Origin of the sequence: uncultured Fibrobacter sp. (assembly GCF_946062555.1) — a bacterium.
Lineage (GTDB): Bacteria > Fibrobacterota > Fibrobacteria > Fibrobacterales > Fibrobacteraceae > Fibrobacter.
Genome location: NZ_CAMGVQ010000031.1, coordinates 21,278 through 42,848 on the forward strand (window position 1 = coordinate 21,278; position 21,571 = coordinate 42,848).

A 21,571-nucleotide genomic window follows, 5' to 3' on the forward strand; every position below is an offset into this window, starting at 1 on the left:
CTCCTGTAAAAACCATTATGCGCATAAGGTATAGGAAAAACCTATAACAAGTTATAGGAACATATTTCAGCGGGTCAAACCCAGCTCCATTTTCATAAAAATCCACTACAATCAGACTTGTCGGGGCTTTCCCGTCCAGCCGAGTTTTTCACGAAGGGCGCCAACGAATCCCGTATGGCGCATTCGGATAAAAGTCGTCACCGACTTACTTTCGGAAAGAGTCACGATATCGTCCGGTTTCAACACGATTGACGTACGCCCGTCGAAAACCAAATCCAGCGGACCGTCAACTGCCGACTTCATCTGCAATTTCTTGGACGAAAGCGACAACACCAGCGGGCGCACCGAAAGGCTGCTCGGCGCCACAGGAGTCAGCACCACGGCAGGAGTCGCCGGATGGATAATCGGGCCGCCGGCCGCCAAGTTGTAAGCGGTAGAACCCGTCGGCGTAGAAACAAGCAGAGAATCCGCCCAATAATCCGTAAGGGCGGTACCGTTGTAGGCAACACTCACGTTCACCATGCGTTCGGGCGCGTGCGCACGCACATGCACCTCGTTCAACACCGTCTGCTTGGCGACCTGTTTTTTGCCATGGTAAACGACCGCATCGATCATCATGCGCTCGCGGGTCGAAAAGTCCCCCGCAAACAGGCTATCCAAGGTCTGTGTAAGGTCCTCTACACGCGTTTCCGCCAAAAAACCGACTCGACCCGCGTTCACGCCCAAGATGGGCGTGTCGTGCCCGAGCGCCATATGCGCCGCCGAAAGCACCGTGCCGTCCCCGCCGATAGCAAGCAGCAAGTCCGACTTGCAAAGAGCACTTTCCTTGACCACCTTGATCGGCTTACGGGCGATTCCCTTCAGGTTTTCCAGAGCGCAAAATTTCACCTGCGGATGCGCCGTCGCCCACGCCGAAATCACGTCGAGCGCAAGCGCCAAATCAGGGCTCTTGTCTTTCCAGCCCACGATGCCAATTGTCCGAAAGTGAAAGTCCTTTTTCATCCTACGATTCCTCCGGCTTTGCCGTCGCCATTTCAAGCATCTGACCAAGCTTCTGCAACACGCCCGGATAAGTGCGTTCCACCAGTTCCACATTCGCTACGGGTTCGTCGTTTTCGAGCGCCATTGAAAGCACCGAAAGGGCGAGGCCATTCTCCGGTGCCTCACCCCCGTCAAAGTCACTCCCGTTCACAATCGTCTCGAGTCCGCGGATGACGAGGCCATCGTCGTAGACACCGACTTCTGCACCGGTCTTGCGCAGGTTTTCGGCGAGGGCTTCATTGCGCGCCCGCATTTCCTTGCGGATTTCCTTCGGAATCCGAAGGATCGTTTCGCCCTCGGCGAAACAGGCCGCCACCGCAAGGAACGGATATTCCTCGAGTCCCGTCGCTATCGTATCTTCAGAAAAGCGGCGGCCCTGCAGGCGCTTCCCCGATGCCAGCGGATAAACCATCACATCGCCATAGACATCGCCAAAGCGTTCGCGGCGGCTCACTGTCTCGAAATTTCCGCCCATACGCTTCAGGCAAGTAAGCGCACCGGCGCGCGAACTGTTCAGATCCACATTCTTTAGACAAACTTCGGTATTCTTCGGAATGCCCGCAATCGTTAAAAGCAACACAAACGCCATGGCCTCGGTGGTATCGCCAGGAATGTAGTAGTCGCGCCCCGTAATCACCTGCGTTTCCGAAAGCTCCGTGAACTGCGTACGTTCAATCTTCTGGCCGCGCGCCATCATCATGCGGCGTTCAAGCTCCGTCAGCTGTTCCATGCCGCGGCCTTCGTACTTCAGGTTTACGCCAAAATAGGCAAGCATCTTGGTCCACTGGTCATGAACCGAACCCTTTTCCTCAAACGAGATGTATTCGCCGCGAATCAACGTCCGCAAAAGGATCCTGTTGCGCATCACCGTAGAAATGTTTCCGAGCGAATCCTTCTTAATCGGCAAATCTTCCGCCGCAAAGGTAAACGTGAATTTTGCCGCCTCATCGGAAACGGGCTTCACCTTGAAATACTTCTGCAACATCTCCTTGGCGCACGCAATTTTCGCTATTCCCGCCTCGTCCTCTTCGGCGGCAAACGTGTAAATCTGTTCCACGTCCTTCGAGGCAAGCGTCCAAAGCATCACGCAGCGTGATTCGCTCATGTCCATCGGGAGCATGCTCGGAAGCGCATACTGGAAGCCCTTACCTTCGAGCACCAGCTGGTGCCCCTGCTGCACATACGAAAGTCCGAATTCCTTGAGGGCCTCGGCAAAAGGTTCAACACCGGCGGCAAACGAAAAATCTTCGAAAACGGTACGGCCATTCACCAGGAGCGCCATCACCAGCGCAAGCTCCATGCGTTCGCGATCGGGATTTAAGATAAATTCCATTAGCGTTCCTTTACATCGTAACCGAGTAGTTTCAAAATCTGGACCGCACGGCGGGCCTCTTCGGGAGTCTTGAAAGCAAGCAGCAACGTTCCCGCAATATTCTCGCGGACCTTCATCAATTCGATATCGCGGATATTCAAGTTGTTCTGTGCCAGCGGAGAAAGCACCTGCAGCAAGGCACCCGGCACATCCTTCAGGGGAACCGTAATTTCAGAGAACGCAGCGGCCGCATTTCGGCCCTTTTCGAAAAGACTCGCGCGACCTTCGTTCCCGGCCTTAAAGACCGATTCCAGTTCTCCGGCACGGTCATCGGCGGCGGGTTTACCGTCAGAAACCACCTGCAAATGATCCATGGCCTTGATGGTCTTGTCAAGCCCCTCGCGCACCTCGCGCAGAGCAAGCACCGTCTGGTCGCGGTTAGTGACCGCAATATCGTGCCACATATTCCAGCCAGATGCGGCAATGCGCGTCATGTCCCTAAAGGCACGGCCCGCGTAATGCTGGTAGCTCGGCTTGACCAGGCGCTCCGGCATACTCGCCGCCAGTGTCGACGCAAGCATCTGCGGCATGTGCGAAACCCACGCCATCGTCCGGTCGTGATGTTCCGGCGGAAAAACAACCGCGTTTGCCCCGACAAAAGAAATCAGGTCCAGAAGCGACTTGTAATCGGCCTCCTCCACGCCTTCGGGCGGACACACGAACCAGTAGGCATTTTCAAAAATTGACGGGTCGTTGTATTCAAGGGTGCGCTTTTCGGAACCCGCCATCGGGTGGCTTCCCACGAACACGAACGGCTTCGGCAGCTTGGCCCCCGCCTTGCAGATTTCCACCTTGGTACTGCCGATATCGCTCACCAAGATTTTGGGCTGCGAAGAAAGCGCCGACAGGTCCATCTGCGCCAAATTTTCAATCGTATGCAGAATATGCAGAATCGGAGCACACAGCAAAATCATATCGGAACCAGGCGCCCAGTCCGTAATTTCGTCGTAGCCGAAACATTCGTCAGCAAGTCCCAATTCCTTCGCCCGCGCAAGTGTTGCAGGGCTGCTCACCGCACGCACCACCGTAGGCAACTTCGCCTGCTTGATAGCGGCGGCAACGGAACTCGCCAGGAGTCCAAATCCAACGAAGGTGATCCGCATTATTCCTCCACCTTCCGGGTTTCTTGCATAATGACCCTAAAGATATTCTTGATAGACTCGGGCGTAAGCGGTCCCTTGGTCAGCGTAGAAACCTTCTCGAGAACAGCATCTTCTCGCGCCGGGTCAAAAACCGGGAGTCCCTGTTCCTTCTTGATTTTACCGATTTCAGTCGCATAAGACGCCCGCTTGTTCAGGAGCGAAATAATCTCGTCGTTCAATTCATCGATGCGAATTCGCCAGTCTTCAATCTTCATATAGCGTAATGTAGCAAAATCAAAGTTAGGGAGCCTAGAACTCCAGCCCGAAGGGCGCCAAAACAAAATGCCGACCGGCACCGCGGCCAGCCAGCTCTTGAAAAGCGCGTATTTATCGATTAGAAGATGAAGGCTACGCCGACATGCGGAACCACATTGATTCCGGAGAAGAGGTAGCTGATTCCCCAGCTGTCATCGCTATAATCGTCGTTACGGTCATAGGAGAACGCTCCCAGACCAAACAGATTCGTCGTCACATCGACACCGGCAATAATGCCAAAATTATCCGTCAAGCGGCGAACGACGATAAAGTCGCCTCCCAGCAGCACGTCAAAAACGAATGCGGAGTATTCAACGCCCGGATAGTCGTCCTCATTTTCGATCAGCTTGAAATCGAGACCCATCAAGACATGCATCGCGACAATGACATCATTTGCCACGGGAGCCATACCCCAACCAAACTTCATGTTGAAGTCCATACCACCCAAGTCAAGATCCTTCTTAACACGTTCCGGTTCCATTACGCCTGTAACATAGCCCAAAGTCAAGCCGAACACAGAAGAGTAACCGCTTTCGTTCACACGATAACGGGTCCAGCTGAATTCAAAGCCAAAGGAGCTCCAGTCAGCATCTCCTGGACCATCACTGTTCATATCCCAAGTTTCGTGTTCAAAAGGCATGACGAAATTGAGTGTCTGCAAAGACATACCCGTCTTCTGCTTGGGCTGGGGTGCGGGTTGGCCGTATGCCTGCTGAGGCTGGGCGTAGACGTTGTTGTACTGCTGTGGCTGGCCATACCCCTGTTGCGGCTGGGCGTAGCCGTTGTTGTACTGTTGTGGCTGACCGTAACCCTGCTGAGGCTGGGCGTAACCGTTGTTGTACTGCTGCGGCTGACCGTAACCCTGTTGCGGCTGGGCATAGCCGTTGTTATACTGCGGCTGGCCGTAACCCTGCTGAGGCTGGGCATAGCCATTGTTATACTGCTGCTGACCATATGCCGACTGCGGCTGAGCATAGCCGTTGTTGTACTGCTGCGGCTGGCCGTAACCCTGCTGAGGCTGGGCATAGCCATTGTTATACTGCTGCTGACCATATGCCGACTGCGGCTGAGCATAGCCGTTGTTGTACTGCTGCGGCTGGCCGTAACCCTGCTGAGGCTGGGCATATTCGGCATAGCCATCATTCTGTGCAAAAGCGGAAAGTGCCAAGGACAGAACCGTCGCAAGCATCATTTTCTTCTTCATATTCACTCCTGTGAGCCAAATTAAGTTATACGGCACGAATATAACATTTTTTCTTACATCGTTCAAAAAAGATTACACTTTCGGACGATTTATATTCAATGCTAGCTAGAATGACGATTTTCAGTGAGGGGCGTCATCTTTATATTCGTCAAAGGCCTCTTGATTGGCATAAAGATTTCCATCGCGCCAATCAAAAAGGGCACTACCCCACTCACCGTACATGGTCGGTTCCCAGAAGAACGCCCCTATCCAGCGGTCGAGGCTACGCACCATTTCATCGGTACGGCGGCGCGAGCCGTCATATTTGTAGTGATTTTTCGCATCGCCACCGTTGTATTCGGCCACGATAAATTCAAGATCCGGGTATTCCGAAGCAAGACTCTCAAACAACCCTTGCCAGCTGTCAGGCTGTCCGTCGCCATAAGCCGTATAGGCCGAAAAACCCATCACATCGGCAGGAACCTTCTGGTTCTTGAAGATTTCTGTCATCCACCAGTTCACGGTTGACGTCTTGTGAATGCCCTCAATATGCAGAACCGTCTTGATATCCTGCGAAACCGCCTTGACCGCACGGATTCCCGCCTTAAAGTACTTGGCCGCATTCGCCTTTCCGCTAGATGTTCCCATATCACCGTTGATGCCCGTCGGAGCCTTGTCGACATTGTCGCCCCAACAATTCGTTTGACTGTTCGGCACATGAATCAAAATTCCAGGAGTGGTTTCATTACCAATCTGCACCATGTCGGGTGTCGCATTGACCTGTTTGAGCGCGCTGACTAGATCGTAGGTATAGTCGTAAACGGAATCGGCAAGCGCATCGGAGGATTGCACGCCGCGCCAACGGCTCGGAATCACCTGATTACCCGGATCGGCCCAGTTGTCGCTATAATGAATATCGAGGAGGAAAGCCATTCCCGCCGCCTTCACCTTTTGGGCATACGCAACGACATGTTCCTTGTCGGCATAGGCCTCGGCATCATGATCGCAGCCTTGCGCCGCATAGCCATACTGCGCCTTGGGCGAAACAAAAGTCTTTAGGCGAATGGCATTGAATCCGTGATTTTTTAGCAGCGAAAAGACGTCCTTCTCAGTTCCGTCAACATCGTAGAATTTCGCACCAAAGCGTTCATATTCCTGCACCGTAGAAATGTCCGCGCCACGGTAAAAGCTGAAATCAAGCGGCGGTTCCGCAGACGAAGAAGGCGGTTGCGACGCGGAAGATTGAGGAGGCCGCGACGCAGAAGAACGAGGCGGTTTCGAATCCGAGGAATGCGGAGGGAGCATCGCCGAGGAAAGCTCACGCCCAAAAGAGGCGCGAGGATCCGACGCCGAAGAAGCAGGCAAAAGGGTAAACGAAGAAGTCAGCCAAGCCGATGAAGAAAGAGATTGCGAAAGCTCTGCAGAAGAAAGCGTTGCATCAGGTGACGATAGCGAAAAGTCTGCCGAAGAACTAGCCGATAGATCTACAGGAATCGTGTCCCGCTGAACACTCGCCGAAGACTGAACCACCTCGTAATCAAAATCAGCAGCATTACCGGAATCGCCACCGCAGGCCTGTAATCCCAGAAACGATACTACGGCAAGGCATAGGGCACACGCCGCCCCTTTTTCAAAATAACCCATTTGATATCCCATACCCTAAATTTAAGCAAAAAACGAAATAACAGTCCCGTTAAAATTGTAAATTTAGCGTATGGAACTGTGGAATTTGCTGACATCCGAAAGTGTTCAGGGTTTTATCGAAGAAGCCCTATCCAAGAGAATGGATGCTCTTCAGATTTCGACCCGTCTGAACAAGGACGGCTACAGCAACGAAGAACGCGCTGCCATCATGGACTATATGGCGCTAGTCCCCAAGTTCCGCGAAAAGTTCTTTGACGACACAGAACGCAAGGGAAAATTTCTACTTTGCGACAGGCTCGCCCTGGAACAGAGCTCCGCGAAAGATATCGGACGCTGGAAGTCAAGACTCTGGCCAAGCGAAGGTTCTGTAAACGACCTGTGCTGCGGCATGGGAGGCGACAGCTTATTTCTCCCCCATTCGCTCAAAATTACCGGGGTGGACCTCGACGAGAACCGTCTCGCCATGTACCGCTACAACATGCTGGCCATCGAAAATGACATCGATACGCTGTGCGCAGATGTGCGCTCGGTCGATAAATCGGCGGACTACTTCACCATTGACCCTGCCCGCCGCGCCCTCGAAGGTGAAAACCAGCGAGACCTGCGAAACCTAACCCCCACACTCGAAGAAGTCATCGAAATCAGCAAGCGCTACAAGGGCGGCATGGCAAAGCTCCCGCCCGGATACCCGCCTGCGGAAATTCCCGACGGAACCGAGATCCTTTATCTGGGCGGCCACAGCGACTGCCGCGAATGCCTCGTGCTGTTCGGCGCGCTCGCCAAGAATCCAGACACCATCCGCGCCGTCATCATCGGAAAATCAGGCGAAACACTCGTCGAATGGTGCCGCAAACGCGACCGTTCCCTCGAAACATTAGATGACGACCTTCAGGAAAAGCTCGACAAGAACGACAGCCTCGAAGGCAAGGACCGCACCTACCGCACAGCAACCAGCAAGAGCGACCTTCCGCTAGGGGAACTTGACAAGTATATCGCCGAACCCGCACCGGTCCTTATCCGCAGTCACCTCTTTAACGCAGCGGCCCTCGCCTACGACCCGAGCGCGCACCTGATTTCAGAAGGTATCGCCTACGTCACCAGTAGCATACCGCTCCCCGCACCAGGATTTTCCTGCTACGAAGTCATCGCCCACGCAGAAATTGCAACGGGCGCCGTCCGCACGATGCTCAAGGAACACAATATCGGCAAAATCACGCTCAAGCTCCGCGGCGTCAAGCTAGATCCCGACGCCGAAATCAAGCGTCTCAAGCCCAAGGGGAAAGAATCCGCCACACTTTTTTACACCCGCGCCTATGGTGAAAAAGTCGCCATACTCGCGAAGAAGGTAACAAATGACCGTTAAACTCGAAGAATCCTGGCTGAACCTGCTCGCCGACCAATTCGAGCAGCCCTACTTCAAGCAAATCAAGGAAAAGCTTTTACAAGAAAAGGCGGAACACCACGTGGTGTACCCACCGGGATCCCAAATTTTTGCGGCCCTCGATTTTTGCCCGGTCGACAAGGTCAAGGCAGTCATTATCGGGCAGGACCCTTACCACAATCCGGGACAGGCTCACGGGCTCTGCTTCTCGGTGCCCCTAGGAATCGAGCCGCCCCCCTCGCTCGTGAACATCTTCCAGGAACTCCACGACGACCTGGGAATCAACCCGCCGCCACACGGGAACCTCGAAAGCTGGGCTCACCAGGGAATTTTACTGCTCAACGCATCACTCACGGTGCGCGCGCACATGGCTGCAAGCCACGCCGGAATCGGCTGGCAGCAGTTCACCGATACCATCATCAAGCGTTTGTCCGAAAACCGTGAAAACCTGGTATTCCTGCTCTGGGGCAGCTTCGCCATCAAGAAACAGGAACTGGTCGCGAAAAACCGTGGGCACCTGATATTAACCGCCCCGCACCCCAGTCCACTTTCCGCCTATCGCGGTTTCTTTGGATGTAAACATTTCAGCAAGGCGAACGAATATCTAAAAAGCAAGGACCTCGAGCCCATTGACTGGAGCATTAGATAGACTAAAGAAAGGACCATTGGTCCTACAGACGAAAGACGATAGGTTAATTCAAAAAATTTACTAATCATTTTTCTATATTAAATATCATGAATCGCAAGAATACATTTGGCCGTTTATTGCTGTTTATTGTGCTGGGCCTGATTATCGGCGGAATCCTGGGCGAATGCCTCGGGGTGCTGTTCGGCCAGCTTGGCGAACTGATGAACGCGGGTGGATACAACAACGTGGTCCACAACTTCTTCGTGTCGTCGTTCAATTTCAACATCGGTTTTGGCGACAAGCCCGAGCCCGTGGTTCTTGACCTCTACCTCGTCAAGCTCGCCCTCGGTTTTGGCATCAAACTGAACGTGGTCAGTGTCATCGGCATGATTATCGGCATCTACATCATGAAATGGTCCGGAGAAAGGTAATGTTTACTATTGACGAACTTCAAGCTAAGTTGGCTGGCGGCGCTACCGCCGTTTCGCTCGCCGAAGAATCTCTTAATAAGATTGAATCTACCAAGAACTTGAACGCCTACATTAGCGTATTGAACGAACGCGCTCTTCAAAAGGCAGCCGAATCCGACAAGCGTCGTGCTGAAGGCAAGACACTGGGCGCCCTCGACGGAATCCCCGTCGCCGTGAAGGACAATATGTGCATCGAAGGTACGCGCACCACGGCCGCTTCCAAGATTCTCGAAAACTTTGTCGCTCCCTACACTGCTACCGCTATCGAAAAGCTCGAAGCTGCCGGTGCAGTCATCGTCGGGAAGACCAACATGGACGAATTCGCCATGGGTTCGAGCAACGAGACCTCCTATTTCGGTAAGGTCGTGAACCCGCTCGACGAGACCCGCGTTCCGGGTGGTTCCAGTGGCGGTTCGGCCGTAGCCGTGGCCAGTGGCACGGTCGCCTGTGCGCTCGGCTCCGACACCGGTGGTTCCATTCGTCAGCCCGCCGCCTGCACAGGCGTTGTGGGCTTGAAGCCCACCTACGGCCGCGTCTCCCGTTACGGTCTCTTGGCTTACGCTAGCTCCTTGGACCAGATCGGCCCCTTCGGTGCAACCGTTAAGGATACCGCCACCCTCCTCGGTGCTATCTGCGGCATCGACCCGCACGACAACACCACCAGCACTCGCCCGACCGAAGACTTTACCGCAAAGCTTGATGCCGGCGTCAAGGGCAAGGTGATTGGCGTCCCGAAGGAATACTTCGGCGAAGGTCTCGCCCCCGAATGCAAGGCTGCTATCGAAGGCATGCTGAAGAAACTCGAAGCCGAAGGCGCCACCCTCAAGGAAATCAGCCTTCCGCACATCAGCTACGCCGTGTCCAGCTACTACATCATTGCAACCGCCGAAGCAAGTTCGAACCTTTCCCGCTACGACGGCGTTCGCTACGGCTACCGCAGCAAAGAAGCCCGCAAGCTCTTTGACCTGTACGCCAAGTCCCGCAGCGAAGGTTTCGGCAAGGAAGTCCAGCGCCGCATTCTCCTCGGAAGCTACGTGCTTTCTGCAGGCTTCTACGACGCCTACTACGTGCAGGCCCAGAAGGTCCGCCGCCTGATTACCGACGACTTCAACAAGGCTTTCGAAAGCTGCGACGTAATCGCAAGCCCCACGATGCCGGGACTCCCGCTCAAGTGCGGCATGAACGAATCCGACCCGATGGCCGTTTACCTCAGCGACATCTACACCGTGAGCCTGAACCTTTCAGGCCTCCCGGGCGTAAGCGTGCCGTGCGGCATGGCCGGTGGACTCCCCGTGGGTCTCCAGTGGATCGGTAAGCCGTTTATGGAAGCCGACCTGCTCTGCGTCGCCGCAGCAACTGAGAAGCTTGCAAAGTGAGTGTCGCACAGCCAAGTTCACTTGGCTGTATGACCGAACGCCGCAGCGGACGCCGAAGGCGTCAAAAAATGAACAAGTAATACTTCAACGAGCCGCCCAAACGCAGGCTCCATCATACAATTACTTTTCAGGATTTGTTCTTCGGAACAAGTCCTTTTTTGCAAAGAAAAAAAACATCTTGTCAAACAAGCAATTTATCGGAAATTCAAAAACTCATCCTTGAAACAAAGTCAATTCTTTTTTAGATATGGGATATGCTATTCGGACACCTTTCAAAATTATCCGCAACGATTCTCGTTCTATGCGGAGCACTATTTGCACAGCAGATCGACTCGGTTAAAATTGCTACCATACCCGACAACATCCGCAAAAAATTGAAGGACGAAAACGCTGTTTTCAGCATCGAAGAGGCCAGGATTCTTCGCACCGCCATTTTAGGCGATTCAGTCATTATGGAACGTGAAAAAGACACCCTTGTCGTGCCTAAGGACAGCCTCTATGGCACCCACGTAAACCCATTAATCGTATCAGCCGAACTTCTCGGTCAAAACGCGATTGTTTGGGCATGGGATTATTATGTCCTTGATAAAGACTATGCGCACACGGGTCCAAGCTACTGGAAAAGGAACTTTCGCGAAGGCTGGAAATGGGATCATAATCACTGGGCCATCAACTTTTACGGTCACCCTTACCAAGGTTCTATGTACTATGCCGCCGCAAGAGGCAGCGGTTACGGATTTTACAGCAGCCTGCTATTTGCCGCCCTCGGCAGTTCCACCTGGGAAATGTTCTGCGAAACGGAATATCCCGCCCCGAACGACCTTATTTCTACATCGATCGCGGGTTCCATGTTCGGCGAAGCCCTCTACAGACTTTCACGAGTAGCCTACAACAAGCCTGGTGCTCCCTGGTACAGACAGTTAGCCGCATTCGTGCTTGAACCAGCCGGATATGTTCAACGGAAAGCGTTTGGCAATCGCGACTTTTACACGGGATGGGTTCCCATCGAACTCGCCGTTGCGACAGGCATGGGATCGCGATTCGGATCCGTCTACCGCATGGGTGGCAAGCATTCCGATGAAGTTGATGCCGAATGGAACGACCACCACGGATTCCTTGCAGTTTCCTTGGAATACGGCAAGCCCTACACAAAAGTAAAGCGCCCCTTTGATTATTTTCAGGTCGAATTCATGAGCGAAACCGGCTTCGAAGGAGCAGTGCTGCAACTGGACGTCATGGGAAAGCTTATCAACCGAGGCGTTCATGCACGTGGACACTGGCTGGACTTTTCCGTCAACCTTGACTACGACACCTTTTACGGCGATCTCGCAACCGTCAGCACCCTGTCTTTAGGCGGTTCAATGGACATCGCACTCTGGCTAACCCCGCGTACACGTTTCCGCGTCATCAACCAACTCTATTGGATTATGCTCGGTTCTGCAGACATGGGCTACGACGACATTATCCAGGAATTCAACCCCGACTACCATCCAGATAAAGACACTTACCAGTACAATTCCGGCGTAAAATACAGTCTCACCCTGGAAACCCTCTACAAGAACAAGTGGAAATTTTTCAGCAAGACGACCATCGACGCCATGAAAACAATCGAAGGAAGCACTCCCGATTATGGAGTGACCGGCTGGGACTTTTTGTTGCTCAACAAGACTGCGCTCGAATACAAATTGCTGAACTGGATGGACATCGGCTACCGTCTCGACACCTATGTCAAGATGGCCGCCTATTCTTCTGACATTGCCGAACCGATGTCCCGCAGGATTCACGCCTTCACCTTGTATCTGAATTTCCACCTGCTCGGTGAATAATCATATTTCCTTGCCCAGGTATTCCGGCATGGTGTGGATGAGCGACCAGTCCTTGTTATACTGCCCGTTTTCAAGAATCGCCCAATTCGAAAGAATCCCACCAGTCCAGCTCCACGAGCTTTTCCACCGGGTATCCCCAGTATTCAAAATGCTCGCCCACGCCGAGGCCAGTTACCACGCGCTTTACGCGAGGTTCCAGTTCCGTCACCACCCGGTAATCCAGGTGGTCCCAGTGGTCGTGCGAAATCACCAGGCAAGTCCGTCTTAACGACGTTCATTGCGGTATCGGGAACGGTCTGACTCTTGTCACCGAACAGGAAATCCTTCCATACGGCAAACACGCTCCTGTCGCCCGTCATGGTGACGGTCTCGACCTCGTTCACGAACTGCTTGCCATCGTAATTCGGCGACTGCTTGATGCGTTCAAGGCGCTTGCCTTGCGGAATATGCCCGAATTTTTCCTGACTCAAGAACAACACGCCTGCGTCTCCTAAAATAAACAGTACTGATAAGACAATCGCCGTAATCATGAGTTTCTTGTTCTTCGCAAAACGCAAGCGCATCGTATTTTTAGCGGATAAAGTTCGTGAAGATTTTCTTTTCGGCAACAGGCTGCACGACCCCCGCCTTCTTGCCCGCTTCGATGCTCTTCAGGATCCACGCCATGTTGCGGCCCAGTTCCTGCATAATCTGCACGCCTTCCTCGTCCTTCAGCACATCTTCAGGGCTAGAACCGTGAACCATGTTCCAGTAACGCGACGCCACCATGGGCTGCTGCGCAAATGCCGGATACTTGTTCAGAGCATCAAGCGTAGCGCTTGTCCCTGCGCGACGGGCAGAAGCAACTGTTGCGGCGGGCTTAAAGAGCAGTTCCGCTTCGGCAATGCCGTAAAGCCTGTCCAGGAACATCAGCATCTCGCCGCTGGGGGATGCGTAGTACACCGGAGAGCCGTAAACAACGGCGTCGGCTGTTTTAAGGATTTCCTTGGCTTCGTGAACCACGGCGTCAATTTCGCCCTTCAGCACGCGGCCACCCACGAAGAAGATTTCCGTCTCGATGCCAGCGGCCTTGAGTTCGCCGGCCACGAGGCTCAGCGCCGTATAAGTGCAACCCTTTTCGCGACGGCTTCCATTGAATAAAACGACCTTCATGATAAATTCCTTTGTTATAAAAAATGTTTCTTTATTAAAATTCTACTTGTCAAAATCGTCCGGGGATTCGAACAACTTTTTCTTCAGCTGCATGAACCGCCTTTCGTTGGTGGCGATGTCCAGGTTCCCCACCCGAACGGCTTCCCGATACAGGAGTTCCTTAAAGCGAATCTTGTTCATGACCACTGTAAGGCGGGCCATTTCCTTTTCAAGAATCTTGCGGCGGTTTTCAAAAAGGGACAGCCTTTGAGGAAGCGTGGAATCGCCCTCGTTGAACCACTCAATGTACTGGCGGATTTCCTTGATTTGCAGTCCCGAATCCTTGAGGCATTCAATCATGGTAAGCCAGCGAAGGTCTTCGTCGCTGTAGGCCCGCACGCCCGAGGCGTTCTTCTTGACAAAGGGAAGCAGGCCCTCTTTTTCGTAGTAACGCAGGGTATGGGCCGAAAGCCCTGTCTTCTTGACGACATCACCTATGGAGTAACTCATATTTACAAAATATAAATATTTTCGCCCAAATACTAGAGTTAGAGTCAACTCTAAATAAAATTTTTCAACTTTTTTCACAAGAATCCAACACCTAGAGTAAACTCTAGGTGTTATATTTCTTATAGAACATTTTCAAAAGGAGATTTTATGTGCTGTTTTGTCGTGCCCATGGCCGAAGCGGTCGTCACCACCATCGCAACCCTCGTGTTGCAGCAGACCGACAAGTCCAAAAGTGAATCCAGGAACCTTGAAGCCGCGGTTTCTGGCGCTCCGCAGCCCTTCTATAAAAGCCTGCGCCTGCTTGCCCGTATGCTCTGGCTCGTGACTGGCGTCCTGATTATCGACCATGCCATGAACGGAGAACTCATGTGGAGTTATCCCTTCTTTACCGCTGCCACAAGCCCCGAAGGTGTTTCCGAGATGGTGCGGGAAATGTCAACGGTGGGTGTTGCCATGTCGGCATTTATCACGTCCGTATGGGCGGTGATGATTATCGCACGCAAGTACAAGGCCCAAACCCTCGCCAAGGCCGAGGTCCACACCAACCACTAAATAAGCAACCGCCTGGATTCTATCGAACCTTCGGTTCTCCAGAATGACAGGCTCAAGGTAAACTATGGACAGAAGAGACTTTTTAAAAACCGCAGGCGCAGCAGCACTCGCTTCCGCCGTATTCACACCCGCTTTCGCGAAAGGGAAATCCATGGAACAGAAGGAACCCGGAAAGGACGTTTCCAACGTCTATTTCACCAAGGACCTGAGTGCAGCAGGCCTCATCAAGTTGTATAAGAAAATCAACGAGGGCATTACCGGACGCGTGGCCATCAAGCTCCACACCGGCGAAAAGAACGGCCCCAATATTCTGCCCCGCGAATGGGTCAAGGAATTCCAGGCACAAGTGCCCAACTCCAAGATTGTGGAGACCAACACCTGGTACGAAGGCGACCGGTACACTACCGAACAACACCGCGAAACCCTCAAGGTGAACGGCTGGACCTTCTGCGACGTGGATATCATGGACGAAGACGGCGAAGTAATGCTCCCCGTAAAGGATGGTCTCATTTTCAAGGAAATGTCCATGGGCGCACACATCAAGAATTACGATTCAATGATTGTGCTGACCCACTTCAAGGGCCACGCCATGGGCGGTTTCGGCGGCTCCATGAAGAACATCGCCATCGGTTGCGCGGGCGGACGCCTGGGCAAGAAGATGATTCACGAATACGTGAAGGGCGGCCCCACCAAGATGGAAGCGGGCGGCACGGCGGGCTGGAAAACCAGCGGAGCCCTGTTCATGGAAACCATGGCCGATTCCGCAAAGGCAACCTGCGACTTTTTCAAGGGACACATCTGCTTTATCAACGTGCTGCGCCGCATGTCCGTGGACTGCGACTGCGCAGGCCTTTCTGCAGCGGAGCCCAAGTGCCGTGACATCGGCATTCTCGCCTCCACAGATATCGTGGCGGTGGACCAGGCCAGCGTTGACATGGTTTACAAGCTCCCGCCCAAGGAACTTCACGACCTCAAGGAACGCATCGAGACCCGCGAGGGCCTGCACCAGCTGCCCGCCATGGAAAAGCTGAAGATGGGTAACCGCAAATACAGGATTATCGAACTGTAGCCTAGTTCGCGACGGCACCGTAGATAAATTCTCGTCACCGTCGCGGATTATGTTATATTTCTAAGAAAAGGCAGGTAAAATATGTCCCTTGGAATTCCAGAAATAATCCTGATTGTGGTCGTGGTGCTCCTTTTGTTCGGGGCAAAGCGCATTCCTGAACTTGCACGTTCTTTGGGCAAGGCCCAGAACGAATACAAGAAGGCGAAAGACGCCCTGAAGGAAGAAGCCGAAGACCTGCAGAAGACGGTGGAAAAAGCCGCCGAGGCAGAAGAAAATAAAGGCTAATGTCTACCAAACAGGATCAAGAGGCTACGCTGATTTCGCATTTGGAAGCGCTCCGTCGGGCGCTTTTGCGTTCTATTATCGCCCTTGCCATCGGCATCGTGCCCCTGTTCCTTGTTTCGCCCTACGTTCTGGACTGGTTCTGTAAGCAAATTGCCTTGCAGGGCGGCGTCACGCTCCACTACTTTTCCCCGATGGAAGTGTTCCTGCTGCAGCTCAAGATTTCTGCTCTGCTGGACTGCGTGCTGTTTTCGCCCTACATCGCCTGGAACATGTGGCAGTTCGTGCTCCCCGCCCTATACGACAACGAAAAGCGCTTCATCCGCTCCATCATGGCCATGACCAGCGGGCTGTTTATCGCGGGCGTCGTCTTCTGCCTTGTCGTCTGCTTCCCGCTGATTGTGCAGTTCGGCATGAGCTTTGCAAGCACGACCCTGCAACCCGTATTCGGCGTCTCTAACCTGGTAACACTCGCACTCTGGCTTTCCCTTGCGTTCGGATGCATGTTCCAGTTCCCGCTGGTGACCTACGCGTTAATCCGTGCGGGCATCGTGAATTACGAGACCGTCTGCGGCAAGCGCCCCTACGTGGTGGTGGCAATCCTTGTGCTGGCGGCCCTCCTCACTCCCCCCGATGTTGTTAGCCAATTGTTGCTCGGAGTCCCGACGTACCTGCTCTTCGAAGCGGGTCTCCTTGCGGCCAGGCATTACAAGGGGCGTGCCTTGAAAGAAGTCCATCCTGAAAACGCCCCGAACATCGCGCCACGAGATTCGACCGCGACGGAATCGGAGACTGCGCAGACCACAGCGACGAACGACTCCGCGAAAGACCTCGCAGAAACCGACTCCCCCACAACCGACGACATCGATTTCGCAGCACCTTCTTCCAAGTTCCAGGTCGGCGCCGAAAAAGACGCCGACAAGTGGAAACCTTATTAGGCTCGGTTCTGTTCGTCCCCTATGCCTATGGGACTTTCTCGCTCATCGATATAAACTTTATTTGCAACCGAGCCTTATGGAACATGTAATGTCGGAGTCGCAGCCGTCGTTTCGATTTCATCGTAATCAATGCTTATTTCGTTCCATTTTTTGGTAATCCTGTAAACAGCGTATTCGTCTTCCTTTATGTAGCGAACATGCAACATCGAATCATTCAACCAGTTTACGTCAATACTGTCGCAACATCTTACCGCAATAACCGTCCTATCGCTTCTGTAAACGGATTCGTCTAGAGAGTCGCTTGAATTCAATACCGCAACGGAATGGGACTTTCCGCCAGCACCGCCACCCCATGCCGCCGTGAAAACTACAGCCTTGTGGACTCCATCTGGCGACAAAATTTCTACTTCCGGTTTGATCGTAATTGAATCATCATAAGTGCAAACAACATAACCGGTAATGATAACAGTGAATACACCCAGTGCCGCAAATGGTGCAGTTATTACAAAAAAAAGAATTTTTAAATCCCTTTTACTCATACCTTCATCACCGCAACAGAGATCCCAATTATGACTAAAACGATGTACATCAGGAGCGCACACCACTTCAGCATTTTTTTAGAAAAAGAAAATGACTGATTTTTCATAACAACTTATTTTAATATACATATATTTCTTAAAGCATGACAAACACTTTCAAAAAAATCTTTTTCCCAAACTACTTGACAATGAGCAAAGCTTTTGTTATATTGAAAATCAGCTGAAGGTTGTATCGTTATCAGCATTAGCCAAAGATTTTGAGCGAGAGAATAAACGCAGTAATTTGCAAATTGTGCTCCAGTAGTAAGGCTCCGGGAACCCCACCGATACAACCAAAATCAATCACACATAAACAATTTATTTGGAAGTTCCCAGTATGGCCGAATTCACAGAAACTAAGGAATTTGAAAACGCTTTAAAAAACGCCGAATTACGTCATGGCATTCGATTTAACTCAAGAATCGGACGTTATGAGAGATTTCTCGATTGTAACAAGAATTCAAGGAAATTATACGCCTCGCCAGATGAGGCTGCGCGCGAATGGTCTAAAGTTCACAACAACGAATCCAAGCGTTTAAATCGGGAACTAGCGACCTATATCTATAAGGATAGTCTTGATAACTATTATGTACCACCTCATTATCTGATTGCTAGCGAAAGCGGATTTCTGCTTTCTGATTTAAACAAAATTGCTGAAAGTGATGGTTGTTCACTAGGGGATATCGTTGCTGTCGCACACACACATGGAAATGACGATTCTCGTTACGAAACAGACTTTTTTCGGAAACAGAGGACGACGGAAATGGAGATATACCCCTATCCAGACAAATGGGTGTACCCATTTTTCTAATAACACCCAATGGCAATTTTATGAAATACGATCCCAAAACTGACGAGATTACATGGCCAGACGACTATTTGCCATAATTTCCATTCTTTGCTGTTTCGCAACGAATGCCCTTGCCAACAAGGACAAGGGCGTTCCTTTGGAATATGCATCCGTCACATTCGTTTTAAAAAAAAAAGACACGTTGCAATTAAAAATTCAAACAACAGATCGTGGCAAACTGAATCTTATTCAACTTGAGGGAAGCAACTTGCGTTTCCCACCAAATGACAGCATCATTCATTTCTTTCAACAATTCATGATCCACGGTTTGGAAATAGGGACAAAACCTGAAAAAGTTGGCGGAAAACTCTATATACACCCACTCGCTCCGACAAATTACGAGGGCCTTGCCATTGTGGTTAACGACAGAGACCAAGTTTCTTCAGAAAAGGTTTTGTCCACTTTTGTTCGCAAGCAAGGGACAAATGTAAAGCTGAAAGATTACAAACCGAAAAAATTTTATTCGGATGAAGGGAAATTGAAAATACTTTCCATGCATTTGGTCTATGATTTAGGCGTTCTTCTTGGAAAAATGGAAATCAAGGCGGATTCAAAAAACAATTCCCTATATGTGAACGCTTTTGACAGAGTAGAAAAAATTACCATCAAGGCCAAAACCGAAAGCATCACATCTATTTCATTGTACGAACTAAAGCAAAACAGCCTTTACTTACTTAAACTGACAGAAGAATCTGTGCGCTTGCCTATTGCAAAATAGGCTCCACTCAGGAAACTCTATTGTTCTTTTCATCATTATCTCTTATCGCACGGTGGTCCTTTAGATAGCCGTGTTTACGGATTATACGGGAAACCTCGCTATAGAAATACTTAAATTCGTCATTACCTGACACCGCCATATAGGCGCAACATTTTTTACCACAAAAATTCAGTTTATGAGGGCAAACGTCATAAACTCGCACTCCAGATTGATCGGAATCGGGCAATTGAAGAATCCGCCCACTGTTTTCCAAAACAAAAAACTCGACTTCCTGTGCTAATTTGATGTTCGTAACAATGAGCGTCTGTACCCCATTATTATTTACAGTCATCAAACGACCATCGGAATAAAGGATGACTTCAGATTTACCATCTCCCCAGCAATTGAAATTTTCCACGCTAAAGGTTATGTTTGATTCATTGGAACAGTGTTGACAAGACATATCAGCCTCCTTTGTTAAAGTTCGTATCATGTAAACCTCTCTAATAATCCTTCACGCAACGGACAGAAAAATAATGTTCCCATTCGCGACAATACGAGCACTTTGAGGCGACATCTCCAGTAAATGTCGCAACACAAACGTAATCATAATATTGAGTACCTAGCGTTTGATAATTTACTTTAAGCAAATATCTGGAAGATGTCCAAAATCCATTTATAAAGCCAAGACCAAAAAATGTTCCAGAATTTGTAACTTGTCCACCAGGTAAAGCAGAGAAGCCATAAGAATCATCACCATTATTCCTACTACCATCAAAATTTTTGTGCCAAAGCCTTTTACTTTTTAATTTTTTTCCTGCAACCATATAACCCCCAGCGAAATTGAATAAATCGATCCATTCCGTTGTATCAGGAAGATGCCATCCATTGGGACACGCAAATTGAGCAGCATTCCAAGTATAAAGACGTCCGTAGGTTCGACAATTCGCATTCGAAAGATCATAACAAGTACTTTCTCGCATAGAATAATTCAAATTTTGAGCCATCCATACTTGGTTGCCAATTTTTACGGTCTTATAAATTTGACCATCTCTTTTATCCTTAAATGAACCTGCTGTAGATAAAACCGCAAAGCAAAGTATCAGTATCCCTATTTTCATCATAAAAATATCTCCCCTATTTACGATTTTTCTTTCTAGCAGACGAATTCAGGAAATCACGCAAATAATTTCCAAACTCGGTATATTCAACTTGGTCGCAATATCCGGTGCTTGTAGTAGTCTTACAACTTACAACATTTCCACCATTATATACAATTTGTCCGTAATAACGAAATTCACCCAAAGCGTAATAGAATTTTGTCATCATAACATAGCCGTCTATTTCAACAATCAAATTGCCTTCTTGTCCAAATTGTCGCTCGTAATAACGAGCATAATTATCATTACCATTGTAAAAGTAAACATCTTGTTGAGCATTTTTCAAAGTTTGACAAGATATCTTTTTGACGCGAGTACCCGAATCATAGCTAGTTCGCCGAGTTTGAAAGTAGCATTGTTCAGCCAATGCGGTGGAGCACAAAGCAAGCAATACCGCAATTCCCATTTTCTTCATATCATCATCCCTTTCCGCCCAAGGCGGGGTTGCAAGTCAGACCCAGTTCAAGCGCCTGCAATCCAAGACCACTCCGGTTTGTCCGGTGACCTTTGACGCTATGGCGTTTTTGCGATTCGCACGATTTTCAGGAAACAAAAAAGGTGCGAAGTCGCAGGCTTATGTATTGAAGGCTCTGGTAACCCGTTAGCGATAAGCAACAGACGACCCGCACCCATGGGGTGCGAGTAACGTCCTGTTCCCTGCTAACTTTAAGTTTACCAGACTTTTCAATACAGGAACAAGATTCTACTCTAATTCACGATGTCTCCATAAATATAGCATAGTTATGCCTTCTTTCATAGAAAACGCCGTGAATATAGGTCGTCTGTCGCCATTTTGGGTCGCCTGGTGGGCGACATCTTCTTATTAGTAGTGCTTTTGGGGTGTATTCGGACCGCAATTTTGCGTAAAAAATAAATTAACACACCTTTCACCCAAAAGACTTGCTTCTGAGGCAAATAATATCTATACTCCTAATGAAAAGTCTATGCATTTTTCTTTTCACCGGACGATTTGGCAGGTCAGGTCAGGAGCTCTGAGGAACCGCAAACGTTACGAGGCATAGGCGAGACTCCCACAAATTGGATTAAAAACCTTATCGAAAGGAGGCTCGTATGCCTGAGTTGAATGATTTCTGTTTACCGGAAAATGTGTTGCCGTTCGGATGTGCTTTGAACGAAGCGTGCAAGAAACGAAATCTTCCGCTGCCTTATCCTGAACTGGAGATTTCACAGAACGTTTTGACGAACAACAGTGCGAAATTGATTGATGAACTTATTCCATTTGGTGAACAATTTCAGAAGATTACATCATCGCCGACTATAAAAAAGCGACCTCCTGAACGACTCTCTGGTTTACTGCGTGACTATACAGATAGACTATCTAAAAAATTTAATGAAGGAATGAATTTCGCTAGACAGGCCTGGTGCATGACTGGTCTTCCGCTTACTGCAATAGATGTGCCGTATTCCGTAGGAATAAACTACCCTGCACTGAAAGTGCAGGGTTTTGTATGTCGTATGCGGATGG

Annotated in this window: 26 protein-coding genes; 12 read left to right on the forward strand and 14 right to left on the reverse strand. The window is 50.5% G+C overall.

What is annotated here, in order from left to right:
• Window positions 1–111 precede the first annotated feature (111 nt).
• The 6 genes from Q0P86_RS10140 to Q0P86_RS10165 all read right to left on the reverse strand — a co-directional run bounded on the left by Q0P86_RS10140 (window position 112) and on the right by Q0P86_RS10165 (window position 6,649).
• Window positions 112–1,002 carry an NAD(+)/NADH kinase gene (locus Q0P86_RS10140; RefSeq protein WP_294114552.1) on the reverse strand — a complete coding sequence of 297 codons (891 nt, stop codon included), beginning with the start codon at window positions 1,000–1,002 and terminating at the stop codon, window positions 112–114.
• A 1-nt stretch (window position 1,003) separates the two neighbouring features.
• Entirely contained in the window at window positions 1,004–2,374 is a 1,371-nt protein-coding gene (locus tag Q0P86_RS10145) for a 3-phosphoshikimate 1-carboxyvinyltransferase (RefSeq protein ID WP_294114550.1), read from the reverse strand.
• Window positions 2,374–3,516 carry a prephenate dehydrogenase/arogenate dehydrogenase family protein gene (locus tag Q0P86_RS10150; protein WP_290996330.1) on the reverse strand — a complete coding sequence of 381 codons (1,143 nt, stop codon included), beginning with the start codon at window positions 3,514–3,516 and terminating at the stop codon, window positions 2,374–2,376. The genes Q0P86_RS10145 and Q0P86_RS10150 overlap by 1 nt, the downstream gene beginning before the upstream one ends.
• Entirely contained in the window at window positions 3,516–3,770 is a 255-nt protein-coding gene (locus tag Q0P86_RS10155; RefSeq protein ID WP_072980813.1) for a chorismate mutase, read from the reverse strand. Before Q0P86_RS10155 ends, Q0P86_RS10150 begins: the two co-directional genes overlap by 1 nt.
• Before the next feature lie 119 nt (window positions 3,771–3,889).
• Window positions 3,890–5,014: a hypothetical protein gene (locus Q0P86_RS10160; protein WP_295039213.1), complete on the reverse strand. Its 1,125-nt coding sequence runs from the start codon at window positions 5,012–5,014 to the stop codon at window positions 3,890–3,892.
• Between the two features lie 120 nt (window positions 5,015–5,134).
• On the reverse strand, window positions 5,135–6,649 hold the full coding sequence (locus tag Q0P86_RS10165; RefSeq protein ID WP_295039214.1) for a glycosyl hydrolase 53 family protein: 1,515 nt from the start codon (window positions 6,647–6,649) through the stop codon (window positions 5,135–5,137).
• Window positions 6,650–6,707: 58 nt separating this feature from the next.
• Between Q0P86_RS10165 and Q0P86_RS10170 the strand changes: the two genes are divergently transcribed.
• From Q0P86_RS10170 to Q0P86_RS10190, 5 genes are all read left to right on the forward strand, one after another.
• Window positions 6,708–8,000 (forward strand): class I SAM-dependent methyltransferase, encoded by a 1,293-nt coding sequence (locus tag Q0P86_RS10170; RefSeq protein WP_295039216.1) that lies wholly within the window; start codon window positions 6,708–6,710, stop codon window positions 7,998–8,000.
• The gene (gene ung, locus Q0P86_RS10175) at window positions 7,990–8,667 is read left to right on the forward strand and encodes a uracil-DNA glycosylase (protein WP_295039218.1); all 678 of its coding nucleotides are present in this window, start codon (window positions 7,990–7,992) and stop codon (window positions 8,665–8,667) included. The genes Q0P86_RS10170 and ung overlap by 11 nt, the downstream gene beginning before the upstream one ends.
• Before the next feature lie 86 nt (window positions 8,668–8,753).
• Complete coding sequence (locus Q0P86_RS10180) at window positions 8,754–9,077, forward strand: DUF4321 domain-containing protein (RefSeq protein WP_072980824.1); 324 nt, start codon at window positions 8,754–8,756, stop codon at window positions 9,075–9,077.
• Window positions 9,077–10,492 (forward strand): Asp-tRNA(Asn)/Glu-tRNA(Gln) amidotransferase subunit GatA, encoded by a 1,416-nt coding sequence (gene gatA / locus Q0P86_RS10185; protein ID WP_294114535.1) that lies wholly within the window; start codon window positions 9,077–9,079, stop codon window positions 10,490–10,492. Before Q0P86_RS10180 ends, gatA begins: the two co-directional genes overlap by 1 nt.
• Before the next feature lie 254 nt (window positions 10,493–10,746).
• Window positions 10,747–12,318, forward strand: a complete 1,572-nt coding sequence (locus Q0P86_RS10190) for a DUF3943 domain-containing protein (RefSeq protein ID WP_295039220.1) — start codon at window positions 10,747–10,749, stop codon at window positions 12,316–12,318.
• Between the two features lie 70 nt (window positions 12,319–12,388).
• Here the strand turns inward: Q0P86_RS10190 and Q0P86_RS10195 are convergent, their stop codons facing one another.
• Genes Q0P86_RS10195 through Q0P86_RS10210 form a run of 4 tightly spaced genes read right to left on the reverse strand, consistent with a single transcriptional unit; the run spans window position 12,389 to window position 13,959 of the window.
• The gene (locus Q0P86_RS10195) at window positions 12,389–12,529 is read right to left on the reverse strand and encodes a hypothetical protein (protein WP_366941287.1); all 141 of its coding nucleotides are present in this window, start codon (window positions 12,527–12,529) and stop codon (window positions 12,389–12,391) included.
• Window positions 12,462–12,881, reverse strand: a complete 420-nt coding sequence (locus Q0P86_RS10200) for a hypothetical protein (RefSeq protein ID WP_295039222.1) — start codon at window positions 12,879–12,881, stop codon at window positions 12,462–12,464. The genes Q0P86_RS10195 and Q0P86_RS10200 overlap by 68 nt, the downstream gene beginning before the upstream one ends.
• A gap of 7 nt (window positions 12,882–12,888) precedes the next feature.
• Entirely contained in the window at window positions 12,889–13,470 is a 582-nt protein-coding gene (locus tag Q0P86_RS10205) for a flavodoxin family protein (RefSeq protein ID WP_295039224.1), read from the reverse strand.
• A gap of 42 nt (window positions 13,471–13,512) precedes the next feature.
• Complete coding sequence (locus Q0P86_RS10210) at window positions 13,513–13,959, reverse strand: MerR family transcriptional regulator (RefSeq protein WP_295039226.1); 447 nt, start codon at window positions 13,957–13,959, stop codon at window positions 13,513–13,515.
• A 147-nt stretch (window positions 13,960–14,106) separates the two neighbouring features.
• Between Q0P86_RS10210 and Q0P86_RS10215 the strand changes: the two genes are divergently transcribed.
• From Q0P86_RS10215 to tatC, 4 genes are all read left to right on the forward strand, one after another.
• The gene (locus Q0P86_RS10215; protein WP_294985074.1) at window positions 14,107–14,511 is read left to right on the forward strand and encodes a hypothetical protein; all 405 of its coding nucleotides are present in this window, start codon (window positions 14,107–14,109) and stop codon (window positions 14,509–14,511) included.
• Between the two features lie 64 nt (window positions 14,512–14,575).
• A complete protein-coding gene (locus tag Q0P86_RS10220) occupies window positions 14,576–15,580 on the forward strand; it encodes a DUF362 domain-containing protein (protein WP_072980835.1) in 1,005 nt (334 codons plus the stop codon).
• A gap of 81 nt (window positions 15,581–15,661) precedes the next feature.
• Window positions 15,662–15,865 (forward strand): twin-arginine translocase TatA/TatE family subunit, encoded by a 204-nt coding sequence (gene tatA / locus Q0P86_RS10225; protein WP_295039228.1) that lies wholly within the window; start codon window positions 15,662–15,664, stop codon window positions 15,863–15,865.
• Window positions 15,865–16,800, forward strand: a complete 936-nt coding sequence (tatC, locus tag Q0P86_RS10230) for a twin-arginine translocase subunit TatC (RefSeq protein WP_295039230.1) — start codon at window positions 15,865–15,867, stop codon at window positions 16,798–16,800. Before tatA ends, tatC begins: the two co-directional genes overlap by 1 nt.
• Window positions 16,801–16,874: 74 nt before the next feature.
• Here tatC and Q0P86_RS10235 read toward each other — a convergent pair whose 3' ends face one another.
• On the reverse strand, window positions 16,875–17,339 hold the full coding sequence (locus Q0P86_RS10235; RefSeq protein WP_295039232.1) for a hypothetical protein: 465 nt from the start codon (window positions 17,337–17,339) through the stop codon (window positions 16,875–16,877).
• Window positions 17,340–17,715: 376 nt separating this feature from the next.
• Here Q0P86_RS10235 and Q0P86_RS10240 point away from each other — a divergent pair, with 376 nt between their 5' ends.
• Window positions 17,716–18,189, forward strand: a complete 474-nt coding sequence (locus tag Q0P86_RS10240) for a hypothetical protein (RefSeq protein ID WP_295039234.1) — start codon at window positions 17,716–17,718, stop codon at window positions 18,187–18,189.
• Window positions 18,190–18,241: 52 nt separating this feature from the next.
• Window positions 18,242–18,946, forward strand: a complete 705-nt coding sequence (locus Q0P86_RS10245) for a hypothetical protein (protein WP_295039235.1) — start codon at window positions 18,242–18,244, stop codon at window positions 18,944–18,946.
• 7 nt (window positions 18,947–18,953) lie between these two features.
• Here the strand turns inward: Q0P86_RS10245 and Q0P86_RS10250 are convergent, their stop codons facing one another.
• The 3 genes from Q0P86_RS10250 to Q0P86_RS10260 are packed head-to-tail and all read right to left on the reverse strand — an operon-like array spanning window position 18,954 to window position 20,500.
• Window positions 18,954–19,388: a hypothetical protein gene (locus tag Q0P86_RS10250; RefSeq protein ID WP_295039236.1), complete on the reverse strand. Its 435-nt coding sequence runs from the start codon at window positions 19,386–19,388 to the stop codon at window positions 18,954–18,956.
• Window positions 19,389–19,428: 40 nt separating this feature from the next.
• Window positions 19,429–20,049 carry a fibrobacter succinogenes major paralogous domain-containing protein gene (locus tag Q0P86_RS10255; protein ID WP_295039238.1) on the reverse strand — a complete coding sequence of 207 codons (621 nt, stop codon included), beginning with the start codon at window positions 20,047–20,049 and terminating at the stop codon, window positions 19,429–19,431.
• Between the two features lie 13 nt (window positions 20,050–20,062).
• Entirely contained in the window at window positions 20,063–20,500 is a 438-nt protein-coding gene (locus Q0P86_RS10260; RefSeq protein ID WP_295039240.1) for a hypothetical protein, read from the reverse strand.
• A gap of 656 nt (window positions 20,501–21,156) precedes the next feature.
• Between Q0P86_RS10260 and Q0P86_RS10265 the strand changes: the two genes are divergently transcribed.
• Window positions 21,157–21,571 (forward strand): hypothetical protein (locus tag Q0P86_RS10265; protein WP_295039242.1); only part of this gene is annotated, 415 nt, incomplete at its 3' end.